Origin of the sequence: Bhargavaea beijingensis (genome assembly GCF_900101985.1) — a bacterium.
GTDB lineage: Bacteria > Bacillota > Bacilli > Bacillales_A > Planococcaceae > Bhargavaea > Bhargavaea beijingensis.
In genome coordinates, this window is record NZ_FNAR01000023.1 from 1 (window position 1) to 23,179 (window position 23,179).

At 55.6% G+C, this 23,179-nt stretch carries 21 protein-coding genes and 1 tRNA gene; 11 read left to right on the top strand and 11 right to left on the bottom strand.

The annotated features are described in order from the left end of the window. Positions 1-394 precede the first annotated feature (394 nt). The gene (locus BLT01_RS12910) at positions 395-1,657 is read right to left on the bottom strand and encodes a hemolysin family protein (RefSeq protein WP_092098428.1); all 1,263 of its coding nucleotides are present in this window, start codon (positions 1,655-1,657) and stop codon (positions 395-397) included. A 146-nt stretch (positions 1,658-1,803) separates the two neighbouring features. Between BLT01_RS12910 and BLT01_RS12915 the strand changes: the two genes are divergently transcribed. Then, the gene (locus tag BLT01_RS12915; RefSeq protein WP_092098430.1) at positions 1,804-3,195 is read left to right on the top strand and encodes a dipeptidase; all 1,392 of its coding nucleotides are present in this window, start codon (positions 1,804-1,806) and stop codon (positions 3,193-3,195) included. On the opposite strand, the gene BLT01_RS12920 is transcribed toward BLT01_RS12915, so the two are convergent. Then, entirely contained in the window at positions 3,156-3,755 is a 600-nt protein-coding gene (locus BLT01_RS12920; protein ID WP_092098432.1) for a nitroreductase family protein, read from the bottom strand. The two genes, BLT01_RS12915 and BLT01_RS12920, sit on opposite strands and share 40 nt — an antisense overlap. Before the next feature lie 62 nt (positions 3,756-3,817). On the opposite strand from BLT01_RS12920, the gene BLT01_RS12925 reads away from it, so the two are divergent. Both BLT01_RS12925 and BLT01_RS12930 read left to right on the top strand, forming a co-directional pair. Beyond that, the gene (locus BLT01_RS12925; protein WP_176765157.1) at positions 3,818-4,405 is read left to right on the top strand and encodes a glycerol-3-phosphate acyltransferase; all 588 of its coding nucleotides are present in this window, start codon (positions 3,818-3,820) and stop codon (positions 4,403-4,405) included. A gap of 127 nt (positions 4,406-4,532) precedes the next feature. Then, a complete protein-coding gene (locus tag BLT01_RS12930) occupies positions 4,533-5,384 on the top strand; it encodes a DegV family protein (RefSeq protein ID WP_092098436.1) in 852 nt (283 codons plus the stop codon). Between the two features lie 59 nt (positions 5,385-5,443). On the opposite strand, the gene BLT01_RS12935 is transcribed toward BLT01_RS12930, so the two are convergent. After that, positions 5,444-5,938 (bottom strand): amidase domain-containing protein, encoded by a 495-nt coding sequence (locus BLT01_RS12935; protein ID WP_092098438.1) that lies wholly within the window; start codon positions 5,936-5,938, stop codon positions 5,444-5,446. 351 nt (positions 5,939-6,289) lie between these two features. Continuing rightward, a tRNA-Ala gene (locus tag BLT01_RS12940) sits at positions 6,290-6,362 on the bottom strand. A 71-nt stretch (positions 6,363-6,433) separates the two neighbouring features. Between BLT01_RS12940 and BLT01_RS12945 the strand changes: the two genes are divergently transcribed. Then, entirely contained in the window at positions 6,434-7,456 is a 1,023-nt protein-coding gene (locus tag BLT01_RS12945) for a DUF2804 domain-containing protein (protein ID WP_092098440.1), read from the top strand. A 44-nt stretch (positions 7,457-7,500) separates the two neighbouring features. Here BLT01_RS12945 and BLT01_RS12950 read toward each other — a convergent pair whose 3' ends face one another. Then, on the bottom strand, positions 7,501-8,217 hold the full coding sequence (locus BLT01_RS12950) for a glycerophosphodiester phosphodiesterase (RefSeq protein WP_092098442.1): 717 nt from the start codon (positions 8,215-8,217) through the stop codon (positions 7,501-7,503). 139 nt (positions 8,218-8,356) lie between these two features. Here BLT01_RS12950 and BLT01_RS12955 point away from each other — a divergent pair, with 139 nt between their 5' ends. Further along, positions 8,357-8,911 carry a YusW family protein gene (locus tag BLT01_RS12955; protein ID WP_092098444.1) on the top strand — a complete coding sequence of 185 codons (555 nt, stop codon included), beginning with the start codon at positions 8,357-8,359 and terminating at the stop codon, positions 8,909-8,911. Between the two features lie 175 nt (positions 8,912-9,086). Next, a complete protein-coding gene (locus BLT01_RS12960) occupies positions 9,087-10,148 on the top strand; it encodes an acyltransferase family protein (protein ID WP_092098446.1) in 1,062 nt (353 codons plus the stop codon). A gap of 140 nt (positions 10,149-10,288) precedes the next feature. Here the strand turns inward: BLT01_RS12960 and BLT01_RS12965 are convergent, their stop codons facing one another. Beyond that, the gene (locus BLT01_RS12965; protein ID WP_092098448.1) at positions 10,289-12,112 is read right to left on the bottom strand and encodes an ABC transporter ATP-binding protein; all 1,824 of its coding nucleotides are present in this window, start codon (positions 12,110-12,112) and stop codon (positions 10,289-10,291) included. Beyond that, entirely contained in the window at positions 12,105-13,835 is a 1,731-nt protein-coding gene (locus BLT01_RS12970) for an ABC transporter ATP-binding protein (RefSeq protein ID WP_092098488.1), read from the bottom strand. The genes BLT01_RS12965 and BLT01_RS12970 overlap by 8 nt, the downstream gene beginning before the upstream one ends. Positions 13,836-14,012: 177 nt before the next feature. On the opposite strand from BLT01_RS12970, the gene BLT01_RS12975 reads away from it, so the two are divergent. From BLT01_RS12975 to BLT01_RS12990, 4 genes are read left to right on the top strand one after another with little or no spacing between them, the layout of a single operon-like run. Continuing rightward, a complete protein-coding gene (locus tag BLT01_RS12975) occupies positions 14,013-14,387 on the top strand; it encodes a GntR family transcriptional regulator (protein ID WP_092098450.1) in 375 nt (124 codons plus the stop codon). Next, entirely contained in the window at positions 14,387-15,292 is a 906-nt protein-coding gene (locus BLT01_RS12980; RefSeq protein WP_092098452.1) for an ATP-binding cassette domain-containing protein, read from the top strand. Before BLT01_RS12975 ends, BLT01_RS12980 begins: the two co-directional genes overlap by 1 nt. Next, on the top strand, positions 15,261-15,989 hold the full coding sequence (locus BLT01_RS12985) for a hypothetical protein (protein ID WP_092098454.1): 729 nt from the start codon (positions 15,261-15,263) through the stop codon (positions 15,987-15,989). Before BLT01_RS12980 ends, BLT01_RS12985 begins: the two co-directional genes overlap by 32 nt. Then, on the top strand, positions 15,986-16,657 hold the full coding sequence (locus BLT01_RS12990; protein WP_092098456.1) for a hypothetical protein: 672 nt from the start codon (positions 15,986-15,988) through the stop codon (positions 16,655-16,657). Before BLT01_RS12985 ends, BLT01_RS12990 begins: the two co-directional genes overlap by 4 nt. 56 nt (positions 16,658-16,713) lie before the next feature. On the opposite strand, the gene BLT01_RS12995 is transcribed toward BLT01_RS12990, so the two are convergent. After that, the gene (locus tag BLT01_RS12995; RefSeq protein WP_092098458.1) at positions 16,714-17,640 is read right to left on the bottom strand and encodes a DMT family transporter; all 927 of its coding nucleotides are present in this window, start codon (positions 17,638-17,640) and stop codon (positions 16,714-16,716) included. A 221-nt stretch (positions 17,641-17,861) separates the two neighbouring features. On the opposite strand from BLT01_RS12995, the gene BLT01_RS13000 reads away from it, so the two are divergent. Continuing rightward, the gene (locus tag BLT01_RS13000; RefSeq protein ID WP_092098460.1) at positions 17,862-19,550 is read left to right on the top strand and encodes a putative bifunctional diguanylate cyclase/phosphodiesterase; all 1,689 of its coding nucleotides are present in this window, start codon (positions 17,862-17,864) and stop codon (positions 19,548-19,550) included. A 52-nt stretch (positions 19,551-19,602) separates the two neighbouring features. Here BLT01_RS13000 and BLT01_RS13005 read toward each other — a convergent pair whose 3' ends face one another. From BLT01_RS13005 to BLT01_RS13015, 3 genes are all read right to left on the bottom strand, one after another. Next, a complete protein-coding gene (locus tag BLT01_RS13005) occupies positions 19,603-20,046 on the bottom strand; it encodes a threonine/serine exporter family protein (RefSeq protein WP_092098463.1) in 444 nt (147 codons plus the stop codon). Next, positions 20,043-20,804, bottom strand: a complete 762-nt coding sequence (locus BLT01_RS13010) for a threonine/serine exporter family protein (protein ID WP_092098465.1) — start codon at positions 20,802-20,804, stop codon at positions 20,043-20,045. The genes BLT01_RS13005 and BLT01_RS13010 overlap by 4 nt, the downstream gene beginning before the upstream one ends. A 68-nt stretch (positions 20,805-20,872) precedes the next feature. After that, entirely contained in the window at positions 20,873-23,011 is a 2,139-nt protein-coding gene (locus tag BLT01_RS13015; protein ID WP_176765158.1) for a beta-propeller domain-containing protein, read from the bottom strand. Positions 23,012-23,179 lie beyond the last annotated feature (168 nt).

Genomic DNA, 23,179 nt, shown 5'->3' on the forward strand with positions numbered 1-23,179 from the left:
TATTCATCACCCATTTTGTAGTCTGTTCATTCGATTATATAAACAGGTACGGTTTGCCTCAATAAGCCATATGGCGGATTGAAGCGGAGGGCCCGAGACACCTGCGGGAAAAGCGTTAGCCGAAGACCCCGCAGATGTTGCGCAACGCTTTGCGATGCGCACAGACGCCAGTCTACGTACTGGCGCCGGCTAAGGCAACGCCCGCGGACTAGCCGACGCGTCACGAAGAACGGCGTCTGTGGCCAAAAGCGACAGCGTTGGCCAACAAGGGCCCGCAGCGGAAATCCGGAGGATTTTATGGAAAAGAAAAAAACTGCAGACAAAGGAGTAATATACTCACTTTGTCTACAGTCTGACGCAGGCTCTCGCCTGCGTTTTTAATTTTGCCTGCATTTTATTCGTCGGCAGTGGCCGCTTGTTCCGCTTCTTCATGTTCCCGTTTGGTGATGAGCATGCGGGTGATACGGTTGCGGTCCATTTCCTCGATGACGACATCCAGGTTGCCGTAGGTGAATGTTTCGCCCGGTTCAGGCACATGCCCGAGTTGCTGAAGGACAAAGCCGCCGACGGTCTCGTGCTCGTCCGGCATCTCGTCCCGGAACGACTCCATCACGTCATCCATCTCGAGCCGGCCTGAACACTCCAGCCGGGTATCGGTCATTTCATAGACCAGCACTTCGTCTTCCTGGTCGGTTTCGTCCTCAATATCCTGGCCGATCATTTCTTCAATGATGTCTTCGTGTGTGACGATGCCGAGTGTGCCCCCGTATTCATCAAGGACGATTGCGATATGCTTCTTTTTGGCGAGCATCATTTTGAACACCCGCTCGACACTGAGCGTCTCGACGACAAACAGCGGCTCCCGGTCCATATAGTCCTCAATGGTCGACTCCGGCGCCATCGACCATTCGATCAGCTGTTTGGAGTAAAACACACCGACAATGGTATCCATATTGTCCACGTACACGGGATAACGCGTATACCAGTGGTCAAGGATGGTGTCCCGGACTTCTTCATAGGAAGCACCAAGCGGCACGCCGACGATTTCCGTCCGGTGGGCCGACATCACGTCGGACACATCTTTCTCCGGAAAGTCCAGCACCCCTTTGAGACGGATGGACTCTTCTTCTTCGAACGTCCCTTCCGTCGACGCAATATCAACCATCGAGCGAAGGTCATCTTTCGTCAGCGTCGCCTCAGTCACTGCCCCCCGCGAAATGATGCGGATGAAAATATTCGTGAACAGCGACAGCAGATAGGTCAGCGGAGATAGCACGGTGACCAGCAGCCGGATAATCGGAAAGACCATATACGAGACTTTTTCCGAAAAAGTCGCAGCGATCGTCTTCGGCAACACTTCGCCGAAGATGATCAGTGTGATCGTCAGGACGGTCGTAGCCAGCCCGACCTGCCAGCCCTTGTCGATTGCAATGGCGGTCAGGAGGGTCGGCAAGAGGATATTCACAATATTGTTCCCGATGAGGATTGATGTGATCATCCGATCGGGCTTGTTGATGAGTTTCAGCAATTTCTCGGATTTCTTGTCTCCCTGGTCAGCCCGGAGCTGTACCTTCATCCTGTTCGTGGCGGTAAGCGCCGTTTCACTGCCCGAGAAAAAGAAGGACAGGAAGAGCAGGATTCCCAAGACGATAAACAAAAGCCATTCCCCCTGAGTTTACACGGAATTCAATCGCTTATTGAACATCATACCATAAACCTTTCCCCCTATAGGTCCATTTGAATCCGCTTTCTCTGTTTCTGGTATACTGGGCACGTAAACCATACCGGAAAGAGGGATCAATGATGGACCATCTGAATGAATTGGACCGCTATTTTACAGAGCAACGCGATGTGCATCTGGCCGAGCTGAATGAATTCCTGAAAATCCCGAGCATCAGCTCGCTCTCCGAGCACAAAGCCGACATGAGAAACGCCGCAGAATGGCTTGCAGAATCGCTCAAGGCTGCGGGACTTGAAAACATCTCCATCGATGAAACGGAGGGCCATCCTGTCGTCTATGCGGACTGGCTGCATGCGGAAGGCCAGCCGACCCTCCTCATCTATGGCCACTACGATGTCCAGCCGGTCGACCCGCTGGAGCTGTGGGACAGCGCGCCGTTCGAGCCCGAAGTCCGCGGCAACAAGCTGTATGCGCGGGGAGCAAGCGATGACAAGGGCCAGGTGTTCATGCATGTGAAAGCTGTCGAAGCCCTGCTCAAGACGAACGGCAAACTCCCGGTGAATGTGAAATTCTGCATCGAAGGCGAGGAAGAGATCGGCAGCCCGAACCTTCCGGCCTATGTGGAAGAAAATAAGGACAAGCTTGCCGCAGACGTGATTGTCATCTCCGACACGGGCATGCAGGGGCCGGGCCAGCCGGCGGTCTGTTACGGACTCCGGGGGCTTGCGGGTGTCCAGATTGATGTCAAGGGAGCCAAGGGCGACCTCCACTCAGGCCTGTACGGCGGCGGTGTCCAGAACGCCATCCATGCGCTCGTTGAACTGCTCGCCTCTTTCCGCGATAAGGAAGGCACGATTACAGTTGACGGTTTCTACGATGACGTACGCCCCGCGACGGAAGAAGAGCGGAATGAATACCGGAAGCTCAGCTTCGATGAGGAAGCATTGAAAAAAGAGCTCGGCATAAGCGAGCTCTTCGGTGAACCGGGCTATTCGCATCTTGAGCGCACATGGACCCGCCCGACATTGGAGATCAATGGCGTATTCGGCGGATTTTCCGGTGAAGGGATCAAGACGGTCCTTCCGGCCGAAGCGGGCGCGAAGATCACTTGCCGCCTCGTACCGGACCAGGACCCGGACGACATCGTCCGGAAACTGCGCAGCCATATCGAAAAAAACAAACCGGCCGGCGTCGCAGTGACCGTGACCGAATTCGACAAGGGCAAACCGTTCCTCACCCCGTACGACCACCCTGCCATCCAGGCCGCGGGCAAGTCGTATGAACGGGTGTACAAGGTTCCGACCGCTTATACACGCGGCGGCGGGTCGATTCCGATCGTGGCGGCGTTTGATGAGATCCTGGGCCTGCCGGTCGTCCTGATGGGCTTCGGGCTGTCCTCAGAAAACTTCCACGCGCCGAACGAACACTTCCATCTCGAAAACTTCGACAAAGGGCTTCGCGTCATCGGCGACTATTACTTTGAAGTGTCGTCCGCGCTTTCCGGAGCCGAGTAAAACGTTACTTTCTCTTCAATCGGGGTGTGGTCCCATGGCTTCGGCATCGTATCCGAATGGCCGAAGTGCAGCATGCCGATCACGCGTTCCCCATCACCGGCGCCCAGCGCCTCGCGGAAATCGGGCTGATCCAGCCAGGCAGGTGTCTTGATGCATGTACCGATGCCCTTGTCCCACGCGAGGAGCTGGGCGTTTTGCAGGAACGCGGCAATCGCCATATGGTCTTCGATGCGCTGTTTCTGGCGCATATCTTCGCGGACGATCGCAAAGACAATGGCTCCCGCGCTCGTGAACTTGGAAGATTGGCGCTCCAGCGCTTCTTCCGTCAGGTCCCGCCAGTTCGGGATGGCGTACTCCCTGATCAGGCGCTGGACATCGGGAAGGTTGTCTCCTGCCCCGACGATAAACCTCCACGGTTCGCGTTTGCCGTGGTTCGGCGCAAACCTGGAATCGGCCAGCACCGCCATGACGTCATCCCGGGAAACCGGGGCACCGTTGAAATTCTTGATGGAACGGCGCTCGATCACTGCTTGCCGGACACTCATCTGCTGTTGGCTCATCATGATTCTCCTTCGCTACCAGTAGTCACCCTGATTATAGCAGACCCCGGGGAGGGATGCCGTTGGACACCTTAAGCCTTCATACCCTTGTCTACCTGGCTTTTTGCTGGGCGGTGGGTTCGATACTCTGGGCACGCGTTGTCGGCCGCCTGCTCGGCGCCGATCCGGCATCCGGGGGAAGCGGAAATCCCGGTGCGAGAAACGCCGGGAGACTATTTGGGGCTGGTGCATTTATATCGGTGTTCGCAGGGGATGCCATGAAAGGCGCCGCTGCCGTCCTGGCCGGCCTGTATCTCGGCCACCCGGAATGGCTGGTCGCTGCCGGCGGCTCGCTTGCGGTATTGGGCCATGTCTTTCCCCTGTCAGGAGGAAGAGGCGGAAAGGGCGTATCCGCCTGGATTGGTGCCGCTCTTGCCTTTTCTCCCCCTGCCTTCACCGGATTCGCAGTCGGGATAGCCGCCTCCCTCCTCCCGCTCCGATCGGTAACACTGGCCATGCCGGGAGGTTTCGCGGCCTGGACTGCCGCACTTTGGTTCTCCGGCATCCTCCCTTCTTCATGGCCGCTTTTAATGGCAGGCGGACTGGTGCTTATCCGTCATAGGCTGGACTTCAGCAAGGCCATCCGACGGGCTCAGACATTATTCAAATGATAACAAAATCTCCAGGACACCTTATATTATCCTAGTATAGTATCAGCCTTTTTTATTTCTCCGCCTTCTTTATTGCACAGTGTGGTATAGTAATCAGAAAACGCCAGCACTTACAGGGGGATAAATAATGAAGAAAAAGCCGATTGCCTATATCGTAGACAGCACCGCCCATATTTCAACTGAATTGGCGAACCATCCGGATTTGTATGTCGTGCCACTCAATGTTCATTTTGGAGACCAGGCGTATGCGGACGGTGTCGGCATCCGTCCTGAAGAATTGTATGAAAAAATCCGCACGTCCAGCGAGTTGCCGAAAACATCGCAGCCGTCCGCAGGCCGTTTTGCAGAACTGTTTGACCGTCTCAAGGAAGAGTACGAGCAGGGACTTGCGGTCATGCTTACGTCGGAATTGAGCGGCACTTATGCCTCTGCCGTTTCCGGGGCAGAGCTGAGCGGATTCGACGTCCGCATCATCGACGGCAAATCGCTGTCCTACGGCACGACCGGGCTGATCCGGTTTGCCATGGAACTGGAACAGCAAGGAAAAAGCCGTGACGAGATTGCCCGTGAGATCGGAACTCATGTCGGAAAAACCCGCTCCTACATCTATATCGGACAGCTGAACCAGTTGCATAAGGGCGGACGAATGGGAAGCGTCCAGTTCTACCTCGGCAGCATGCTGCAGATTAAGCCGATCATCCAAATCACCCCCGAGGGCAAGCTTGACGTCATCGACAAAGTCCGCTCCGAGAAAAGGGCGTTCCGCTACCTTGTCGACAAAGCAAAAGCCGCCTATGATCACGGACGCCGTACCATCCACCTCATGCATGCCAACAGCCCTAAGGAAGCGAACCGGTTAAAAGATCAGATGCTTGAAGCCATGCCCGGGCTTGAGGTGAAGATGGGTGACATCGGCTCCGTCCTTGCCGTCCATGCCGGCGAAGGCACGATGGCCGTCATCTGGTATGACTTTGATTAAGAATTCTGCGAGAACATGGAAACGGCCGTGGCGAATGTGCCCGGCCGTTTTTTTTGCATTTAGTCAAATCGATCGCTGATTTTCCAGAAGACATACGTCGCGTCCGGGCTCCAGGCATACGAATCCTTGTATGCCCAGTGACGGTCACGGACGTTGTACGTATGGGCATTCACATACGGAACGCCGTCCCTCTTCGATGTTACGATCGTAGTGTGATTAAAGACGCCGTCCCCTTCAAAGTCGTAAGAGATGACATCCCCCGGCTCCAACTCTTCCGCAGACTGCACCCGTCTTGCCGTCAGCCCCCGCTGGGAGCCCGCCAGGTACCACCGGAGCGAATGGGACACGCTCCAGCTGAAACTCCAGCTGCCTCCCCCGATCCACCAGCCCCGCTCCCGATTCGGCGACCCCCACATCGGCGCACCGCCTGCCCTCAGGCACTGCGAGATATAGTTCGTGCAGTCCACATCAAACTTCGGATACGCGGGATTGTAGTCGTCCCACCACCGGTTCGCATAGGCAACGGCCGCTTCCCGGTCATAGACCGCCAACATTCGCACCCCCTTTCCTGCAACGTATGCGGAGAGCGGAACGTGTTATGCGGCCGTTTGGGGGCCAATCCTATAGCGCGGGTCTGGATGAGTGCTTCCGAATTTCAGACGGGTGGTTCGAGGGCGCTGAAAAAGTGAAAAGGCTGAGTTCCGTTCCAAGAGTCGCCCTCGCTTCCCTCAGGTGTCCCGGGACGTTGACTTCCATCAGCCATTACGATGTTTTTTCAGTGGTTCCGATGGAATCAGTGATTCAACGCAAGTAACGCAGGGAGCCTTACCCGGGATTATGGCAAACTCCGACGATTAAAATGAAACCGCCGGAATCCAATGAAGGATTCCGGCGGTTTTGGATGATGGAGCATAGGGGGCTCGAACCCCTGACCTCTGCGCTGCCAGCGCAACGCTCTCCCAATTGAGCTAATGCCCCGTGTCTCTGGTACAATAAAGAGTATATCAGCAAAACGAAAGTTTGACAATAGTCGTTTTCGAGGTGATCGTATGCAGCACAAAGAGCGCGAATTGACAGAACCCGTCCGGCTTTCCAATCCCGACGGGACGCTGAATCCGGAAGCAATCGGCTTCGCCCGGAACCCGATCATCACGGGCAATCTCGCAAAAAACTATATGCGCAAAAAGCGCTGGAATCACTGGTGCGTGTACGCTGAAGACGTGCTGTTTTCCGTGACGGTGTCCCACCTCGACTATGCCGCATCCTGTTTCGTTTATGTTTTCCACTATGAAACCCAGCGGTTTTTTGAGAAAACGGTCACCGTGCCGATGGGCCGAAATGTCCGGATGGGTGATGAAGTGCTCGGCAATGTGTCTTTCACCCACCCAGACATGAACATCCAAATGATTCACATCAAGGGCGAGACCCATCTGCTCGTCACAGTGCCCGACTTTGACGGTGAACTTCTCCATGCGGATCTGCATATCGGGCACCCTGAAGGCGAGGAGTCGCTAAACGTGGTTGTACCATGGAACCGCCACCAATATCAGTTCACTGCCAAGCACCATCTCCTGCCGGCCGAAGGGTTCATCACGATTGATGACCGGCGTTCCCTACTTGCCAGGGAGGAATCATTCGCCGTCCTCGATTTCGGCAGGGGCATCTGGCCCCGGAAGGCCGTCTGGAACTGGGCAATGGCTTCCCAGCGCTATGGGCGCCGGCGCATCGGGCTGAACTTCGGAGGACAGTGGACCGACGGGACCGGCATGACCGAAAACGCCGTGTTCGTCGACGGCAAGATGCATAAAATCAGCGAGGATGTACTATTTGATTATGATCCGGACGACTACATGAAAACGTGGAGAATCCGGACCAAATTCACAAACTCAGTTGATCTGACTTTCACTCCTTTTTTTGAGCGCATCACGGCTACGGATGCCAAACTCGTCAAATCGGATGTCCACCAGCTGTTCGGCTATTTCAGGGGGCGCATCCGCCTGGAGGAAGCCGGCGTCAACCTTCATCTCGTAAAACTTATCGGGTGCAGCGAGGAGCACCGTGCTACTTGGTGATCAAAACAAAACACAGGAACCGCATTTTGCCGGTTCCTGTGTATTTATTTGAACAATTTGAGCATCCTATCCGGGTAATCGGTGAAAATGGCCTGTGCACCCGCTTCGCGTGCCATAACCGCGTACTCCGGTTCATTGACTGTGTAGACACGCAACACTGCGCCTTCTGCCGCTGCCTGCCTGCCAGGTTCACGCACTGCGTATGGCAGCGCGGGATGAAGGGCATCGGCACTGATTCGGGCTGCCGTTGCCCGGGCATCGGCAAGGATTTCGACAAACAGCATTCCTGTCTCGATTTCCGGCGCTTCGCGCTTTACCGCCTCCAGCGTCACATGGTCAAAAGATGACAAGATGACCTGATCTGCAATTCCAAATTCCCTCACCAATGCGATCACTTTCTGACGCATTCCAGGATAAGGGAACACATCCGATTTGAGCTCGATGTTCAGCCGATGCGGCTTGCCCCGGAACAGCTCCAGCACTTCCCGCAACGTCGGAATCCGTTCATCGTAGTATTCGTCGGAAAACCGGCAGCCGGCGCTTAGCTGCTTTAGTTCATCCACAGTCATGGCCTTGACATATCCGCTGCCGTCAGTTGTCCGGTCGACTGTCTCGTCATGAATCACGACCGGCACCCCGTCGCCCGATAAATGGACGTCCAGTTCCACACCATCGATCGGCAGACCCGCCGCTTCCCTGAATGCGGCCAATGTATTTTCCGGCCGGCTGCCGGATGCACCGCGATGCGCAAAAATTTCCATCATGTCCCTCCTGACCGTCCCATCAATGTTTTCATCGATTATGGCATATCCGAACCGCACCTGCCACGCACACACTGTTTAAATTTTTGAGGATTAGGAAAGATAAACTACAAACAGGGAATCGAAAGGACGTGCAACCATGCAACACAAACTACTTGGAATCACGGCACTCGCCGCCATCCTCACTCTCGGCGCCTGCGGCAACAATAATGATGCCATGGACGACGCAACTGGCGGCAACAATGACGATCATGCACCAACGACCGAAAAGACGGGAGATAACACCGAAACAGCGATCGAAAATGACAAAGCCGGCGACAACCCGGCCGGCGGGAAAAATGACGGGATGCAGGAAACCACACAGGGCTACGGCTTCACGGAATTTGATCTTGAAATTGACGTGGACGGCAAAGATGCAGTGGATGCAAGCTATGAAACCAAGACAGACGGAACGTTCGAGGCCGAGTATAAAAACACGCTGGAAGGCGTCGATTACGACGAGGACAACCATCAGGAAGAAGCGATGAATGAGCTGGATGCTTTATTCAAAGAAATCCTGCTTGACCAGAATGTGAGCGAGGAAGAAGCCAAGAAGAAAATTCTCAACGCCCTGGAAATCCAGGACTACACCAAATTTGAACTTGAAGTGAATTTCAAAGAGGGTCCAAAGTTGAACATTGAAGAAACGAAATGATTCGTGAAGGCGGCCGTTCCCGATGTGGGGACGGCCGCCAATTATTGTATCTTTTCAAATATGGCTGATGGGTGTAAGATGCCCGTATTCCCCCCTGCAGGTTTGGAACCTGTAAAAATGGGGCATGTATTCGGGAGATAGAACCCAAGACTCATGTATAGATGGAGGGTCCGCCATGGCTAAACAGAGACTGACCTGGGTCGATGTCACGAAAGGTTTTTTGATGATTCTTGTCGTGATCGGCCATTATCCCGGAGAGCTTGACTTTCCCCTTTCCAAATACATTTATTGGTTCCATATGCCGGCCTTTTTCCTGTTGAGCGGGTTGTTCTTCAAGGAAGCGAAAAGCCGCGCTGAGGCCGGAGAAACCATCAGGAAACGATTCATGCAATTGATTGTCCCTTACTTATTCTTCCTGGTCCTCATAACGGCAATGCGCTATGGGATGGAACTGGGTTACGGAAATACCGACCTTCAATGGTACCTCAATGACCTTTGGACGCTTGTCGTCGGCGGCCGGTTTGTCCGGGGGGCTTACGGGGTGTTCTGGTTCGTGACGGCCCTGTTCGCCGTGTTCGTGCTGTTTACATTCATGACGAGGCACTTTAGCAGAAAGGTCCAGATCGGCCTGGTCGCCCTTTGCTATGTCGTCGCACATACGGAAAGCTTGTTCGCCCAGCGGGTGCTGGACGGCGGTGTTGTCGAATCCGCCCAGCAGATTCCACTCCCCTGGAACGTAGACGTCGCACTCATGGCTCTCGTTTATTTTGCGATCGGCTACTACATGAAGACGTTTTGGATGGAAATCAGCGGCAAGGCGCTCGCTGCCGGAGCAGTGACCATCGCCGCCTGCCTCGCCCTGGACGCAGCGGGATTATTCGACTATCACCTCAGCATGAAGTTCCTGCGGTATGACCACTTCTTCCTGGACCTGATCATTCCGATTTCCTGCACAATTGTGGTCATCGGGCTGTTCCAGCGTGCCGCCCAAAAGATGCCGCTGAACTGGCTGCAGTTTATCGAGAAGCATTCTATCTCGATCATGTATCTCCATATTTTCGCGGACATCGTTCTTAATGACTTCTTCAATTATGGCCTGATCGGATTCACCGCAATCGGCCTTGTCCTTCCGATTCTGGTATCGATTGCGCTTGAAAAATTCGTGCCATACGGAAAGGTCTTGCTCGGCGGTTTTCGTCCAAGAAAAAAATCCGGTTCCGCTGCGATGGTCAGATAAATTCGGAATCAATCCGGTTCGTGATCTTTCACCTCACCGTATTGATCTTTCACGACGCCTTATTGATCTTTCACGCCACTTTACTGATCTTTCATACTTGTCTATACCAGAAACCCGGGGCCGAGGCCCCGGGTTTCTTCTCATAATTCCGCGTTCTTCAGCATCTGATCGTACAGTCCCCCGCTGCCGATCAGGTCCTGCTGCCTGCCGGATTCGGCGAGTCGGCCGTCCTGCATGACAAAGATGAGGTCAGCTTTTCTCACCGTGTTCAGCCTGTGGGCGATGATCAAGCTCGTGCGGCCAACCATCAGCCGCTCAAGCGCTTCCTGGATTTTCATCTCGGTGACCGTGTCGATCGAAGAAGTCGCCTCGTCCAGCAAAAGCAGCACCGGGTCGGCGACAAGCGCCCTTGCGATGGAGAGCAGCTGTTTCTGCCCCTGGCTGATTTCCCCGCCGTCCGCGGACAACACCGTCCCATAGCCGTCTTCCAGCTTCATGATGAAGTCGTGCGCATTGGCTTCCTTCGCCGCTGCGACGACTTCCTCATCGGTAGCATCCAGGCGGCCATAGCGGATATTTTCCATGACGGTAGACTCAAACAAAAACGGATCCTGGAGAACGAACGCCATCTGGCTTCTGAGAGTTTTCCTCGGCAGTTCGGTGATCGGAATGCCATCGATCAGGATCTGTCCTTCATTCGCGTCGTAAAAACGGGCCAATAGCTGCATGACGGTCGTTTTCCCGGCGCCGGTCGCCCCGACAAACGCCGCCGCCTCGCCAGGTCGCACCCGGAAGCTGATTCCTTCGACCGTATAGCCGTCCCCGCCGTAACCGAACGCGACATTCAGGAATTCCACATCCCCTTTGAGAACTGTGTCCGAGTGGCCCTTCGCATCGTCTCGCTCCGGCTCCTCGTCCATGATGGCAAACACACGCTCCGCGCCGGCAATGGCGGAAAGGACGGTGTTGAACTGGTTGGCAAGGTCGTTGAGCGGACGGGTGAACTGGCGGGCATACTCGGTGAAGATGACAATGGTCCCGATGGTGACAAGGCCGTCGCCGGTCAGCGCCAAGATTCCGCCGACGCCGGCAACAACCGCGAACGCGCCGTTGTTCAGGAAGTTCATCACTTTCGGAATGAATCCGGCATAGGTCAGCGCCCAGAAACCGGTCCGGCGGAGTCGTTCACTTTTCTCGGTGAATTCCTCCATCACCCGGTCTTCCTGCGAAAACGCTTTGACGATTCGTTGTCCGGAGATCGACTCCTCGATCATGCCGTTCAGCTCGCCGACCGCGCGTTGCTGCGCTTTGTACAGCCGCCCTGTCCGCTTCGTGATCCAGCGGACCGCGGCGAACATGATCGGGATGATCGTCATCGTGAGCACGGTCAGCAGAGGGCTCAGGGAAATCATGACGGCAACCGTACCCACGAGCGTCAGGACGCTCGAAAAAACTTGGATAAACGAGTTATTCAGCGTCTGGCTGACGTTCTCGATGTCGTTTGTCATCCGGCTCATGAGTTCTCCGTGCTGCCTGCGGTCGAAAAACTTCACCGGGAGTTGCTGGAAGTGGCTGAACAGGCCCGTTCGCATTTTATAGACCGCGCGCTGGGAAATGCCGATCATCCAGAAACTCTGTAGGTACATCGAGACCGACAGGCCGGCATAGACGGCAATCAGCAAAATCACCATCCGCCCGAACCCGTCAAACCGTCCGGAGACGATGTATTCATCGACGATATGGCCGACGAGATACGGCCCCAGAATGGACAACGCAGAGCTCAGCGCGACGAGGAGAAGCACCGCGATGAGGAGCATGCGCTGCTCATCGACAAGCCGCCAGATCCGCAAAAGCACATCCTTCCAGTTGTTCGGCCGCTCACTTTTCTTCTCTTTCGGCTTCTTCAGGTCTTCCTTCGTGAGAATCGGTTCGTAGCCGAACGGCTTCCTGATGAAATCAAACATCCCCGTTCACCTCCCCGGCGTTCGCACTCTGCGATTCGACGATCTTCCGGTACAGCTCCGATTGTGCCAGCAGCTCCCCGTGTGTTCCGTAGCCGGACACCCGGCCCTCGTCCAGCAGGAGGATCCGGTCGGCGCCCGCTGCAGTCCCGACTTTCTGCGTGACGACGAGCATCGTCGCGCGCTCCCCCTCGAGCGCTTTCCAGAGGGCATTTTCTGTTTTTACATCCAGCGCCGATGTGCTGTCGTCTAGAATCAGGATCGACGGATGGCGCACGAGCGCGCGTGCGATGGACAGGCGCTGCTTCTGGCCGCCCGACAGGTTGACCCCCTTCTGTCCGACACGCGTTCCGTATTTGTCCGGGAAACGCTCGACGGAATCATGGATCTGGGCTTTCCGCGCAGCTTCTTCCAATTCGTCCAACCCGGCCTCGGAATCGCCCCAGCCCAGGTTCTCATGGATCGATCCGGTAAACAGCATCGACTGCTGCGGCACATAGCCGATGGCATCCCGCAGGTCTTTCAGCGGCCATTCCTGAATGTCTTTTCCGTCCAGCAGCACCCTGCCTGATGTCGGCTCGAAAAACCTCGGAATCAGGTTCAGTAGCGTTGACTTGCCTGACCCCGTCGCGCCCATGATGGCCAGCTTCTCCCCGGGCTCCACATGGAAACTGATGTCATGGAGGACCCCCTTGTCCGCCCCGTCATAGGTGAATGACACCTTCTCGAAGCGCAGGTCGCCGGCAGGCTGCTTCCCGCTTCCCCGCTCCGCATCTTCAGTGCCTCCATCCGCAAGAAGCACTTCTTCCATCCTCTCCGCGGACGCCTTGGCCCGCGAGTATGCCACGATGATGAACGAGAACATCGAGAACGATCCGGTCATCCGGAGAGCGTAGTTCACGATTGCGACGACTTCACCGACTTCCGCTCCGCCTGCCTGGACTTCCTGTGCGCCAAACCACAGAACGGCCAGCAGGCTGACATTCATGACGAAGAGAAGCACCGGCAAAATCAGCTCCATCATCCGGACAGCCGATACGGTATCCGAACGGAGCGCGCCAGCCACTTTCATGAAGCGGGACGATTCATAGGCCCCGCGCAAGTACGCCTTCACCAGGCGTACGGCCTGCAGGTTCTCCTGCACGACCCGGTTCACCCGGTCCAGGCGGCGCTGCACGCGCCCGAACATCGCCACCCCTTTCCGCACCATGAAAACGAGGAAAATCACGAGGAACGGCACGCCGATCATGAGAAACAGCGCAAGCTTCGGATTGACGATAAACGCCATGATCAAACTTCCGGCCGCGGCAAGCGGCGCGCGGAGCATAATCCGGAGGCTCATATAAAGGACGTTCGACGTCATCGTGATGTCGCTCGTCATCCGGGTCAGGAGACCGGACTGCGGAAAGCGCAGGAACGTCGACATCGTGAATGTTTGGATTTTCCGGAACATCGCGGCTCTCAGATCAAATGCGAAACTGTGCGCAGCATGAGCCGCGAAAAACGAGTTCGTGACTCCCGCCAGAAACGCGGCAATCGCAAGTCCCATCATGACGGCGCCCCAAGTCCAGACCGTAGACGAATCCCCTGGGATGATGCCGTCATCGATGATCCTTCCGATGACGAGGGGCTGGACCAGCTCGACCGCCAGCTCGACAAGCATCAGCAGGAGAGCGATGGCAATCGGCCATTTATACGTTTTTGCATAAGAGAATACCGTTTTCAATGCCTCACCCCGAATATCCTTCGCATATCGAATCAACTGTTCCTTCATTATGCCATATTCCTCCCCGACCGGATAGGCGGAGGGGGAATTTTCAGTCGATTGCGGTTGACCTCCATCAGCCGAGCATAGTATAGTACATTACAACAGTAATGCACCTAGTTACCTGGAGGTGATCCCGTGTCGATCAATCCGGACAGCGGCACCCCGATCTACCTGCAGATTGCAGATTGGATCGAAGATGGCATCCTGACCGGCCACTTTGAGGAAGATGAAAAAGTCTATTCCCAGTATCAGCTTGCTGAGCAGTACCGCATCAACCCCGCCACCGCTGCAAAAGGTTTGTCAGTGCTGGCCGAACAGGGCATTCTCTATAAAAAGCGCGGACTCGGCATGTTCGTATCTCCGAATGCACGGAAAATCATTTTTTCCCGGCGGCGGAACGGCGTCCTCCAGGAAAAAATCCGGGACGCGGTCACAGAGGCCCGGCTGCTCGGGTTATCGAAAGAAGAGCTGGTTGCCATGCTCAGGGATGAAATGGAGGAAGAAAAGTGATGGATTTGAACTTTCACCAGGTGGTCAAGCATTTCGGCAAGACAAAGGCGCTCAGCGGCCTGACGCTCAACTTGGCCGGCAACAAAATCATCGGCATCCTCGGGCGGAATGGAGCCGGTAAGTCCACTGCACTGCAGCTAGCAGCCGGCCTATTGAAACCGTCCGCCGGTAACGTAAGCGTACTAGGCGAGAAACCGTTCAATTCGTTGCGGATTTCTGCCAACACGCTCTTGGTCCATGAGGGGATGACCTTTCCTCCGGCACTCCGCCTTGGCACCATCCTGGATGAGTTGGAGCGCACCTACCCCTCCTTTGACCGGAAGCTTGCGCGGAATCTGCTTGATCATTTCGGCATCCCCTCTGATGCGTTCCACATCCAGCTGTCCAGGGGGATGAAAAACACCTTCAATATGGTGGCGGGAATCGCCTCGCGGACGCCGCTTTCAATGTTCGATGAACCGCTCAACGGTATGGATGCGGGTGTGCGGAGCGATCTTATCCAAGTACTTCTGAAAGAATACATCTCCCATCCAAGGATGATTCTGTTATCGGGCCATCAGCTGGAGGGTGTGGAGGATCTGTTCGAGGAAATCGTCATTCTGCACGAAGGCCGCCTCCTCCATCATGAAAATGCCGACGAATTCAAAGAACGATTCGTCCGGATCAGCGGTCCCTGCTCCGTAGTGCGGCGGGCCGCATCAACGGAAAAAGTGCTGGATCTTCACGATACACTCCCGGGCATGTCGGAGGCGATCATCATGATGAAACCAGGAACCGCTTTGATTATGAGTGAAGGAAACGGACTCAAGAGCATGTCAGTCTCACTCGGTGACGCCTATGTCGCCTTGACCCGGAAGAAAGGAGGAATCGACCGTGTCTACACTGACGCAGCCGACGGCAAGTAACGCTATCAGAAGTCAGTTTCTGCGCAATCTGTACGGCCGCTCGGGCATTCTCGGATCCCTCCTGGCTCTGCAGGTCATTGGCATCGCCCTATCCTTTTCCGGCGGGAACGGCTTCGGAACGAGTGACGGACAAATCACCATCAATGTGGTTGACTACTCGGCCAATCCGGTCATCGGGCTGACACTCCTGTGGGCGCTCATCTCCCCTCTTTACCTGAGCAGCCGTGATTCTCTGCAGACGGATTTTACGTTCCCGGGCAACCGGATGACCCGGCACTGCGGGAATGCGCTGTATCTTGCGGCTCTCGTGCTCACGGCGTCTCTCGTTGTGACACTTGTCCAGATGGCTTCGGTCCTGTTCACTCTCATCCCGGGCCGTCCGCTTCTTTTGCCGGACGGCGGCACGGGCCACTATGTTTCGTTGTTTGCGGTGCTTACCGGATACTGCCTTGTGCTTTCGGCGGCAAGCTACTTCGCGGGTACGCTGTTCAGCGTTTCCCGAATTGCCGCCTTCTCCCTTTTTGCGCTGGTTCTGGTTTTCTTACGGGTCACAGCGGTAAATGAACTGGTTTCCGCCCTATTCCGGTTCGCCGGGGACGGTCCGCCGTCCATGATTCTCCTCAGGTGCCTCCTGCTGACCGCGTTCTTTTTCCTGGGAGCAATTGTCGCCGGAAGCCGGCAGGAGGTGAAAGCATGACAGGACTTGCCGTCTTGCCAGTCATTCTTCTCGTCCTGTTCCTGATCTTGGCGTTCCGGTGGCGACACCCCCTGGCGGAAGGCCGAACCATCATCCGATTATTCGCTCTTCTCATTGGCTTCCTAGCCGTTCTGGCAATCGCGGCGCAGTTTGTCCGTCCATCAGCTGACAACTTCCCTTATGTCGGTGAGGAGGCCGCCGGTGAAACCGTTGATATATACAGCAAGGTGATCATCGACAAAAACCCTGAGGCGGTGCCTGCAGATCAGGTTTTTTACGAAGAAACGACCGGATTTACAGGCAACATACTGATGATCCGCGCTCCGGAAACAGTGGTTGGGACTTCCTATGTCCAGGCCGTGATCCGCAACGGCCGTGCCGGGGAGATCAGCCTCACCATTTTCCGGCCCGCGATGATTATGAACGGCTACGATTTATCAGAAACGCTTCCCCGCCCGAAAGTGGAGATTTCCGATGATGGCAAGACCATTAGTCTCGGTTCTCCTTTCCATGAATTAACGATCAATCAGATTAGCAGGCCCGACCTGCCACCCTTTTCCACAGACGACGGCTACTCCAGCTATCACAGGCTGCCGATCTACCTGATCACGGTACCTGAAGGCACTAAAGTGAAAACGGAAGGCCTGATCGATCTTAGTGAAATCTGAAAAGCCCTCCCTCTGAACGGATGCAAAGGGAGGGTCTGTTTGTTCTTACCTGGCCTTTACATCGTCTTCGGCGGTTCCGCTTCAACCTCGGATGCCTTGCTGCCGGCGACCGACAGCCAGACGACACCAATCAGCATAATGGCGGTTCCCGCAAACTGCCACGGGCCGAGCAGCTGGCCGAACCAGAAAATCGATACGACCATCGCTGTCAGCGGCTCAAAGCTCGAAAGAACGCTCGTCTCGACCGGCGAGATAAACTGGGTGCTTCCGAGCAACAGGATAAATCCCGCCGTCGCGAACACAATGATCAGAATCAGCATGACCAATGCCACGGGATCGAGCAGCATCGGAATCATCCGGAAAACGGCAAGTGGCTGTGTGAGGAACAAAGCCGTCCCGCCGATCACCATCGCCCAGGCGACAGTCTGGATCACTCCGTATTCGTGCATGAGCCGCGCCGGGTAAAGGGTATAAAATGCGAACGTGAATCCGAGTGTCACGCCCCAGGCAAGCGCTGATTTGGACACCTCAAGTGAAGACAGGGAGCCATTTGTCAAAAGAAGCACAAGCCCTGTGAGTGTCACCGCAATGCCGAGAACCTGATACACCGGCGGCCATCTTTTCTGATTGAACGAAACGAAGCCGATGACAAAGATCGGCGCCAGAAACTGCAGGAGCGTCGCGATGACCGCGTTGCTTTCTTCAATGGTTCTCAGGAATGTAAACTGGACCCCCAGCATCCCGACAATCCCGAACAGGATCAATTGGCGGGACCAGGCCTTCTGGCGCCAGATGAGACCGATCCGCTTCCCCTGCGACCGCAGGACCAGGAGGAGCACCGCTCCGGCAATCACCAGACGCAGGACGATAAACGGCGCGACCTCTATGGGCTTTTCCTCGAGCAGCCACTCCATCATCGGCCCGGTAGCCCCCCAGAGCATGGCACCTATGACAATCATGGCAATCCCCTTTATCCGTGCCATCCGGCCCCCTCCTTTCTGTCATGAATCATATTCAGCCTTGTCTATCTTACACAAATTTCGTTTGGAAGGTTGCCCTTTTTTCTTCTCTTCCCTCTCAGGTCGCATTCCACCCCCTATGACCTGTTACTTTTGCAGGAAAATGCCGGTAAAAGGATGCCACTTGATGCCGTATCCTGTATATTGGATAAATACAACCTGCTTTTTCGGGAGGTCGGAGTGCGTTGAAAGACAATCGAGAGCTTGAAAAGAGCCCAGTCACATTGCAACAGGAAACAGCCTATGAAAGCCTGCTTGCCGGGCTGGACAAGAAATTTATGATTTACAAGATTGATGCCGAGGGGCTCATTCTTGAAGCCAACACCAGATTTCTTGAAAAAAGCGGCTGGACACCAAAGCGAGTGCTCGGAAAACCGTTCCGTGTGATGTTTCCCGATACCCGCGAAGGCAAGGCGAACGCCGTGAAAATCTGGCGGCGCATCCGGGCCGGCCGGCCGTGGCAGGGTGATGTGGAGCAGACGGCGAAAGACGGCACGCCGTACCACGTCATGCTGACCGCCGTGCCCGTCTTCTCGAACGGCAGCCTGCTCTTTACGCTTATGCTGGAAACGGATCGGACGGAAGAACGGGAGTTGCAAAGGAAGCTCGAGGAGATTGCCTATGTGGATCCTGATACCGGCCTCATGAACCGCCATAAGCTTTCTGATGAAGCAGAGCGCCTGATTGCGGAGGACCGCCCCTTCACTTTCGTCTTCCTGTCAATCGAAAACTTCCATACGCTCATGGAACCCGGGGACCAGGATGCGGAAAAACGGATTCTCCAAGAGTTTGTCCGGAGCATGAAAATCTACTTCCGCAACAGCCTGTATGCAAGGATCGGCATGAATGAATTTGCAGTCCTTACCCCGCTCGGCAGTTGGTTTGCCGAAGGGTTCCTAAGCTTCCTGGACGAGCATCCGATCCGTTCGGAGCTGACCGGCCTCCAGATCCGCGTCAGCGGCGGCATTGCGAAATACCCTGACGACCAGCAGTCGTTCAAGCACCTGCTGAGCGCTTCCTCAATGGCCCGGCACCGCGTCCGGATGGAGGGCGGAAACCATATCGCCTCCTTGCCGAAGTCGGAGCAGCGGGCCGTGGCGCGCAGGCTCAGGATCGAGCAAAAGCTTCCCAAAGCGCTTGAGGATGGCGCCATCATGCCGGTCTTCCAGCCACAGGTTGACATGAAGACCGGAAAAGTCATTGCCGCAGAAGCCCTGGTCCGTTGGGAAGACCGTGATCTCGGAGCGGTCAGCCCCGCCGAGCTGATCCCTGTCGCGGAAGACTGCGGCCTGATCGGCGCGCTCGGCGAAGTCATGATCGAAGCCGCCTGCCGTCAGGCCGTTTACTGGAAGGATCAGGGAATCGGCATCCGGGTTAGCTGCAACTCCTCTGTACGGGAATTCCGCAACGGTGAAATGACCGCCAGGGTCCGCGCCATTCTGGCGAGGACAGGCTGCCCGGCCACCCTGCTGGAACTCGAAATCACCGAGCGGTTCGCCTTCGAGGCTGAAGCCGAGGAAGCAATCATGCACCAGCTTAAGGCTCTCCAAGAAGAAGGCGTATCCCTCGCGCTGGATGACTTCGGTACCGGCTCGGCTTCTTTCCGGTACATGCAGACCGTGCCTCTCTCCAAAATCAAAATCGGCGAGGAGTTCATCGCCTCCTTCCCCGCCAACACCAAAGTCGGCAAAATCGTCGACGGACTTGTGCGTTTCGGCCATTCACTTGGCCTCACTGTTGTCGCGGAAGGCGTCGAGGAAGAAGCTGTCTGGAAGGCACTTGAACAAAGCGGCTGCGATGCGGTCCAGGGTTACTATACAGGCCGGCCGATGACCGCAACCCAGCTGACCGAACGCCTCCAGTCCCAACAATGACCGTCATCCCAAAAGCCGCCCCCGGTTTGCAACCGGGTGCGGCTTTTTTTGCTTATGCTGTTTTCCGATTATTAAAGACCAACTGGATGATCACTTCAGCAAACACGAGTCCCATCGCAATCGCTCCGGAAATCATGAGCACCTCCATGGCGTGAGCGTTGGCGGCATCATAACTTTTCTCCATGACGTTGCGCATCGTGTTGTAGGCCGTCCCGCCTGGTACAAGCGGGATGATGCCGGCCACGCTGAAGATGATCATCGGGGTCCGGTATCTCTTGGAAAACAGATGGGCAACAATCGCCACGGCAAATGCCCCTATAAAAGAAGCTTTTACGGCATCCCCTTCCAGCAGCAAGTCACGTGAAGAGAAAAACACCAACCAGCCGACTGCGCCGACAAATCCACAATGCAGCAGCCGGTTCCTCGGCGAATTGAATATGATGCCGAACATCGCCGTCGCAAGAAAACTGAAGACTCCATGAATGACATACGTCACATCCCCACCCCCTGGAACGATAAGACCATCGCGATGCCGGATCCGATTGCAAAGGCTGTCAAGAAAGCTTCCATTCCTTTGGAGATTCCCGACATGAAGTGGCCTGACATAAGGTCGCGGATGGCATTAGTGATCAGAAGACCCGGTACGAGGGGCATGACAGACGCAATGATGATGATGTCCAACTGGCTCCCGCCCCCCGAACCGACGGCAGCGAGGGAGATCAGTCCGATCATGGCGGAACCGGTGAATTCCGAAAAGAACTTCACCCTTGTCCGTTCATGGAACTTTTCCGACACCGCAAAGCCTGCGCCCCCGGCTATGATTGCAAAGATCATATTCTTCCAGTCACCGCCAAAGAGGACGAGGAAACTGGCGCTGGCAACAGCGGCAGCCATCACCTGTAGCCAGAACGGAAACATGAAGTTGCCGTTCTCAGTCTTTTTCAGTTCCCTGTACGCTTCTTCCAGCGATATTTCCCCCGATGACAGCAACCTGGAGATGGCATTGACCCGGGCAATTTTCTCGAGGTCCGTCGCCCGTCGCCGGATACTCGTCAGCTTCACCCTGCGCTGTCCGCCCGGAGAGAAAATGATTCCGGTCGAGGTGGTGAACGAGTCGGCGCCGTGCATATCGAGAGAAGCAGCCATCCTCTTCATTGTGTCGTCGGCACGATAGGTTTCGGCCCCTGCTTCCATCATCAGCCTTCCCGCGAGCAGGCAGGCGTCGATCCCCATCTCTTCCCTTGAATCGTTCATTTTCTCACCGCCGTCCGATTTACTGAATCTCATCGTAGCGGAAACAGGTCGAAAACTCAACGGAGGAATCAGTCGGATGACGTGCCGAGCGGCCGGAACCCATCCATCGAGTAGGCTGCCACCTCATCGGGAGACACGGTGTAGACGGTATCGCCTGCATAAACAATTCTCAGAATCCTCTGCTCATAATCCGGATACCCCTGATCGACCCCGTCCTCGGAAATGAATTTTCCCTGCAGGCGGATGCCGTTTTCGGGGGTGATTTCGTAAATCATTGCGCCGCTACCGCTGAATCGCACCTCTTCGCTTTCCGCCGTCCCCTCGTAGAGATCCACCGGAAATCCGTACAGGCCGCCTTCCTGATGCTCAAACAGCGCTTTGTGATCGTATTGAAGCTCGGAATACGTCCCTCTGCCCCCGATCACTTCCACATCAACTTCCTTTGGAGAAGCCCTGTCGGAAACATCGAAGAGTGAAATTTTCATTCCCGCAGTGAGAATCTGGGGCTCTGGCCCTTCTCCCTTCACGGTCACCGTTTCCTGACCGAATCCGATCAGATAGCGGTCGCCGATCGGATGGAGATAGTTGCTGAAGCCCGGGATTTTCAATTCGCCGAGCACGGCCGGTGCGGCCGGATCCGCCAGATCGATCGCGAAAAGCGGGTCGGTTTCGCGGAACGTCACCACATACGCGCGTTCCCCCATGAATCGGGCGGAATAGATTCGCTCCCCCTTTGCCAATCCCGTCACTGAACCCGTTTCTTTCAGCTCTGAATCGAGAACATAAACCGCCGACTCGGACGGCCGGCGTTCATCCCACATGTTGCCGTCGGTGACTGCAATGCGGAAGTGGCCGTCATATTCGTCCATTGAGAACTGATTGAGCGGCGTTCCCCGCACTTCTCCGGTGGCAGTGAAGGTCACTTTCGTGCCGTCAAGCGCATACTTGAACAGTTTCGTGTATGATTCCGGCGGCCGGCCCGTTGTTTCCTCGTGTGCAAACAGATTCGCATGATGTTCTGCGGACGCCAGATACAGGTTTTCCTGTGACATGTACACCCCGCCTCCGCTGCCGACGAACCCTTCGGTCTTGATGGAAGCATCCGCTCCGCCTCCCAGATCGATGGCGGTGATGAGCGTATAGGAATCACCGGCAGGTCCCGGCAGGATTGTAATGGAGTCCGTGTCCATCGGTCCGACTGTGTCTAACCGGGCGCTGTCATACTGGTACGGCCGGACATCCCCTTCTTGCTCCATGATCCGGTAAATCGGTGTCATCGAGGAGACCAGGTAGAGAATATTGCCGTTTAACCTGGACGACACATGCCAGCCTTCATTCCCGTATTCCCGGGCGAGTGTGGGGTTGGCAGGATTTTCGACATTGTACAGGCGTACCCCGACTGCACTGCTATCCGCCGGTACGATTTCTGCCGGTCCGCCGATCACTCCACCCGTTGCCTGGTACTGGTGGCCGACCACCGCCAGGAGATTTCCGGACAAATACAGTTCAAGCGGCTGGAAGCTATCCTCCCCTTTAACTGTTGCGATCAACTCAGGTTTTCCTTCATTCCGGATATCATAGATTTTCACCAGCGCTCCCTCGGTGGTCGCGTAAAGAAAATCACCGTCTGTCTTGACGATGTCCCCTTCGTCAATCCCCGATACCTGATTGTTGGTCACCGAGTGGCCCGCACCTCCGTCTGGTCCCGCTGCGCTGTCCTCTGATGTTGCCGACGTTTCTATAGAGACCTCTCCTCTTTCCTGCTCAATCTCCCTCTTCTGATGTTCGGCGATGAGCCGGAAGTGTTCCTCAAGTTCCTCGAGCGAACTGACAGGCGCGATGCCTTCTCTTACCGTGAATGAAACCGTCTCTCCCCCGCCCTGTGCGCGTTTACCGAATGCCGCTCCGGAAACGTGGAGAAGGTAGCGGCCGGGCTTTAGTCCCTCCACTTCCAGTAGGCCGCCTGAAAGCCGCATGGTTCCATCGGCAGGATTTCCGTCTTTGTCCGTGACTTTCAGTGCCCCGCTTTCAACAGCGTCCTCCGAAAGTTCTGCCGTAAATGATGCGCGCCATGGCTCTCCGCTGACTACGCTTGCATCCGCACGCACACCCAGCTCCTGCCGATCAGCAGCCCGGATGCCCGCAATCCCGGCGACGACCAGCAGAACGGCAAGCCCGAACCACGCCGCTTTTTTTCCCTTTTGCATGATGGCCCCTCCTTTTGCCATTAGTCTGAATACATCCGTAAATGGTTACATCTATTCTCATGCGGAAAGTTAGTATCACATACTATAAAAAATAGTCTGGCAATATCCATCGTCTTCGTCTAAATTGGTATGGGGGATGTTCAACAACTTTCGACAAGGGGGAACAAT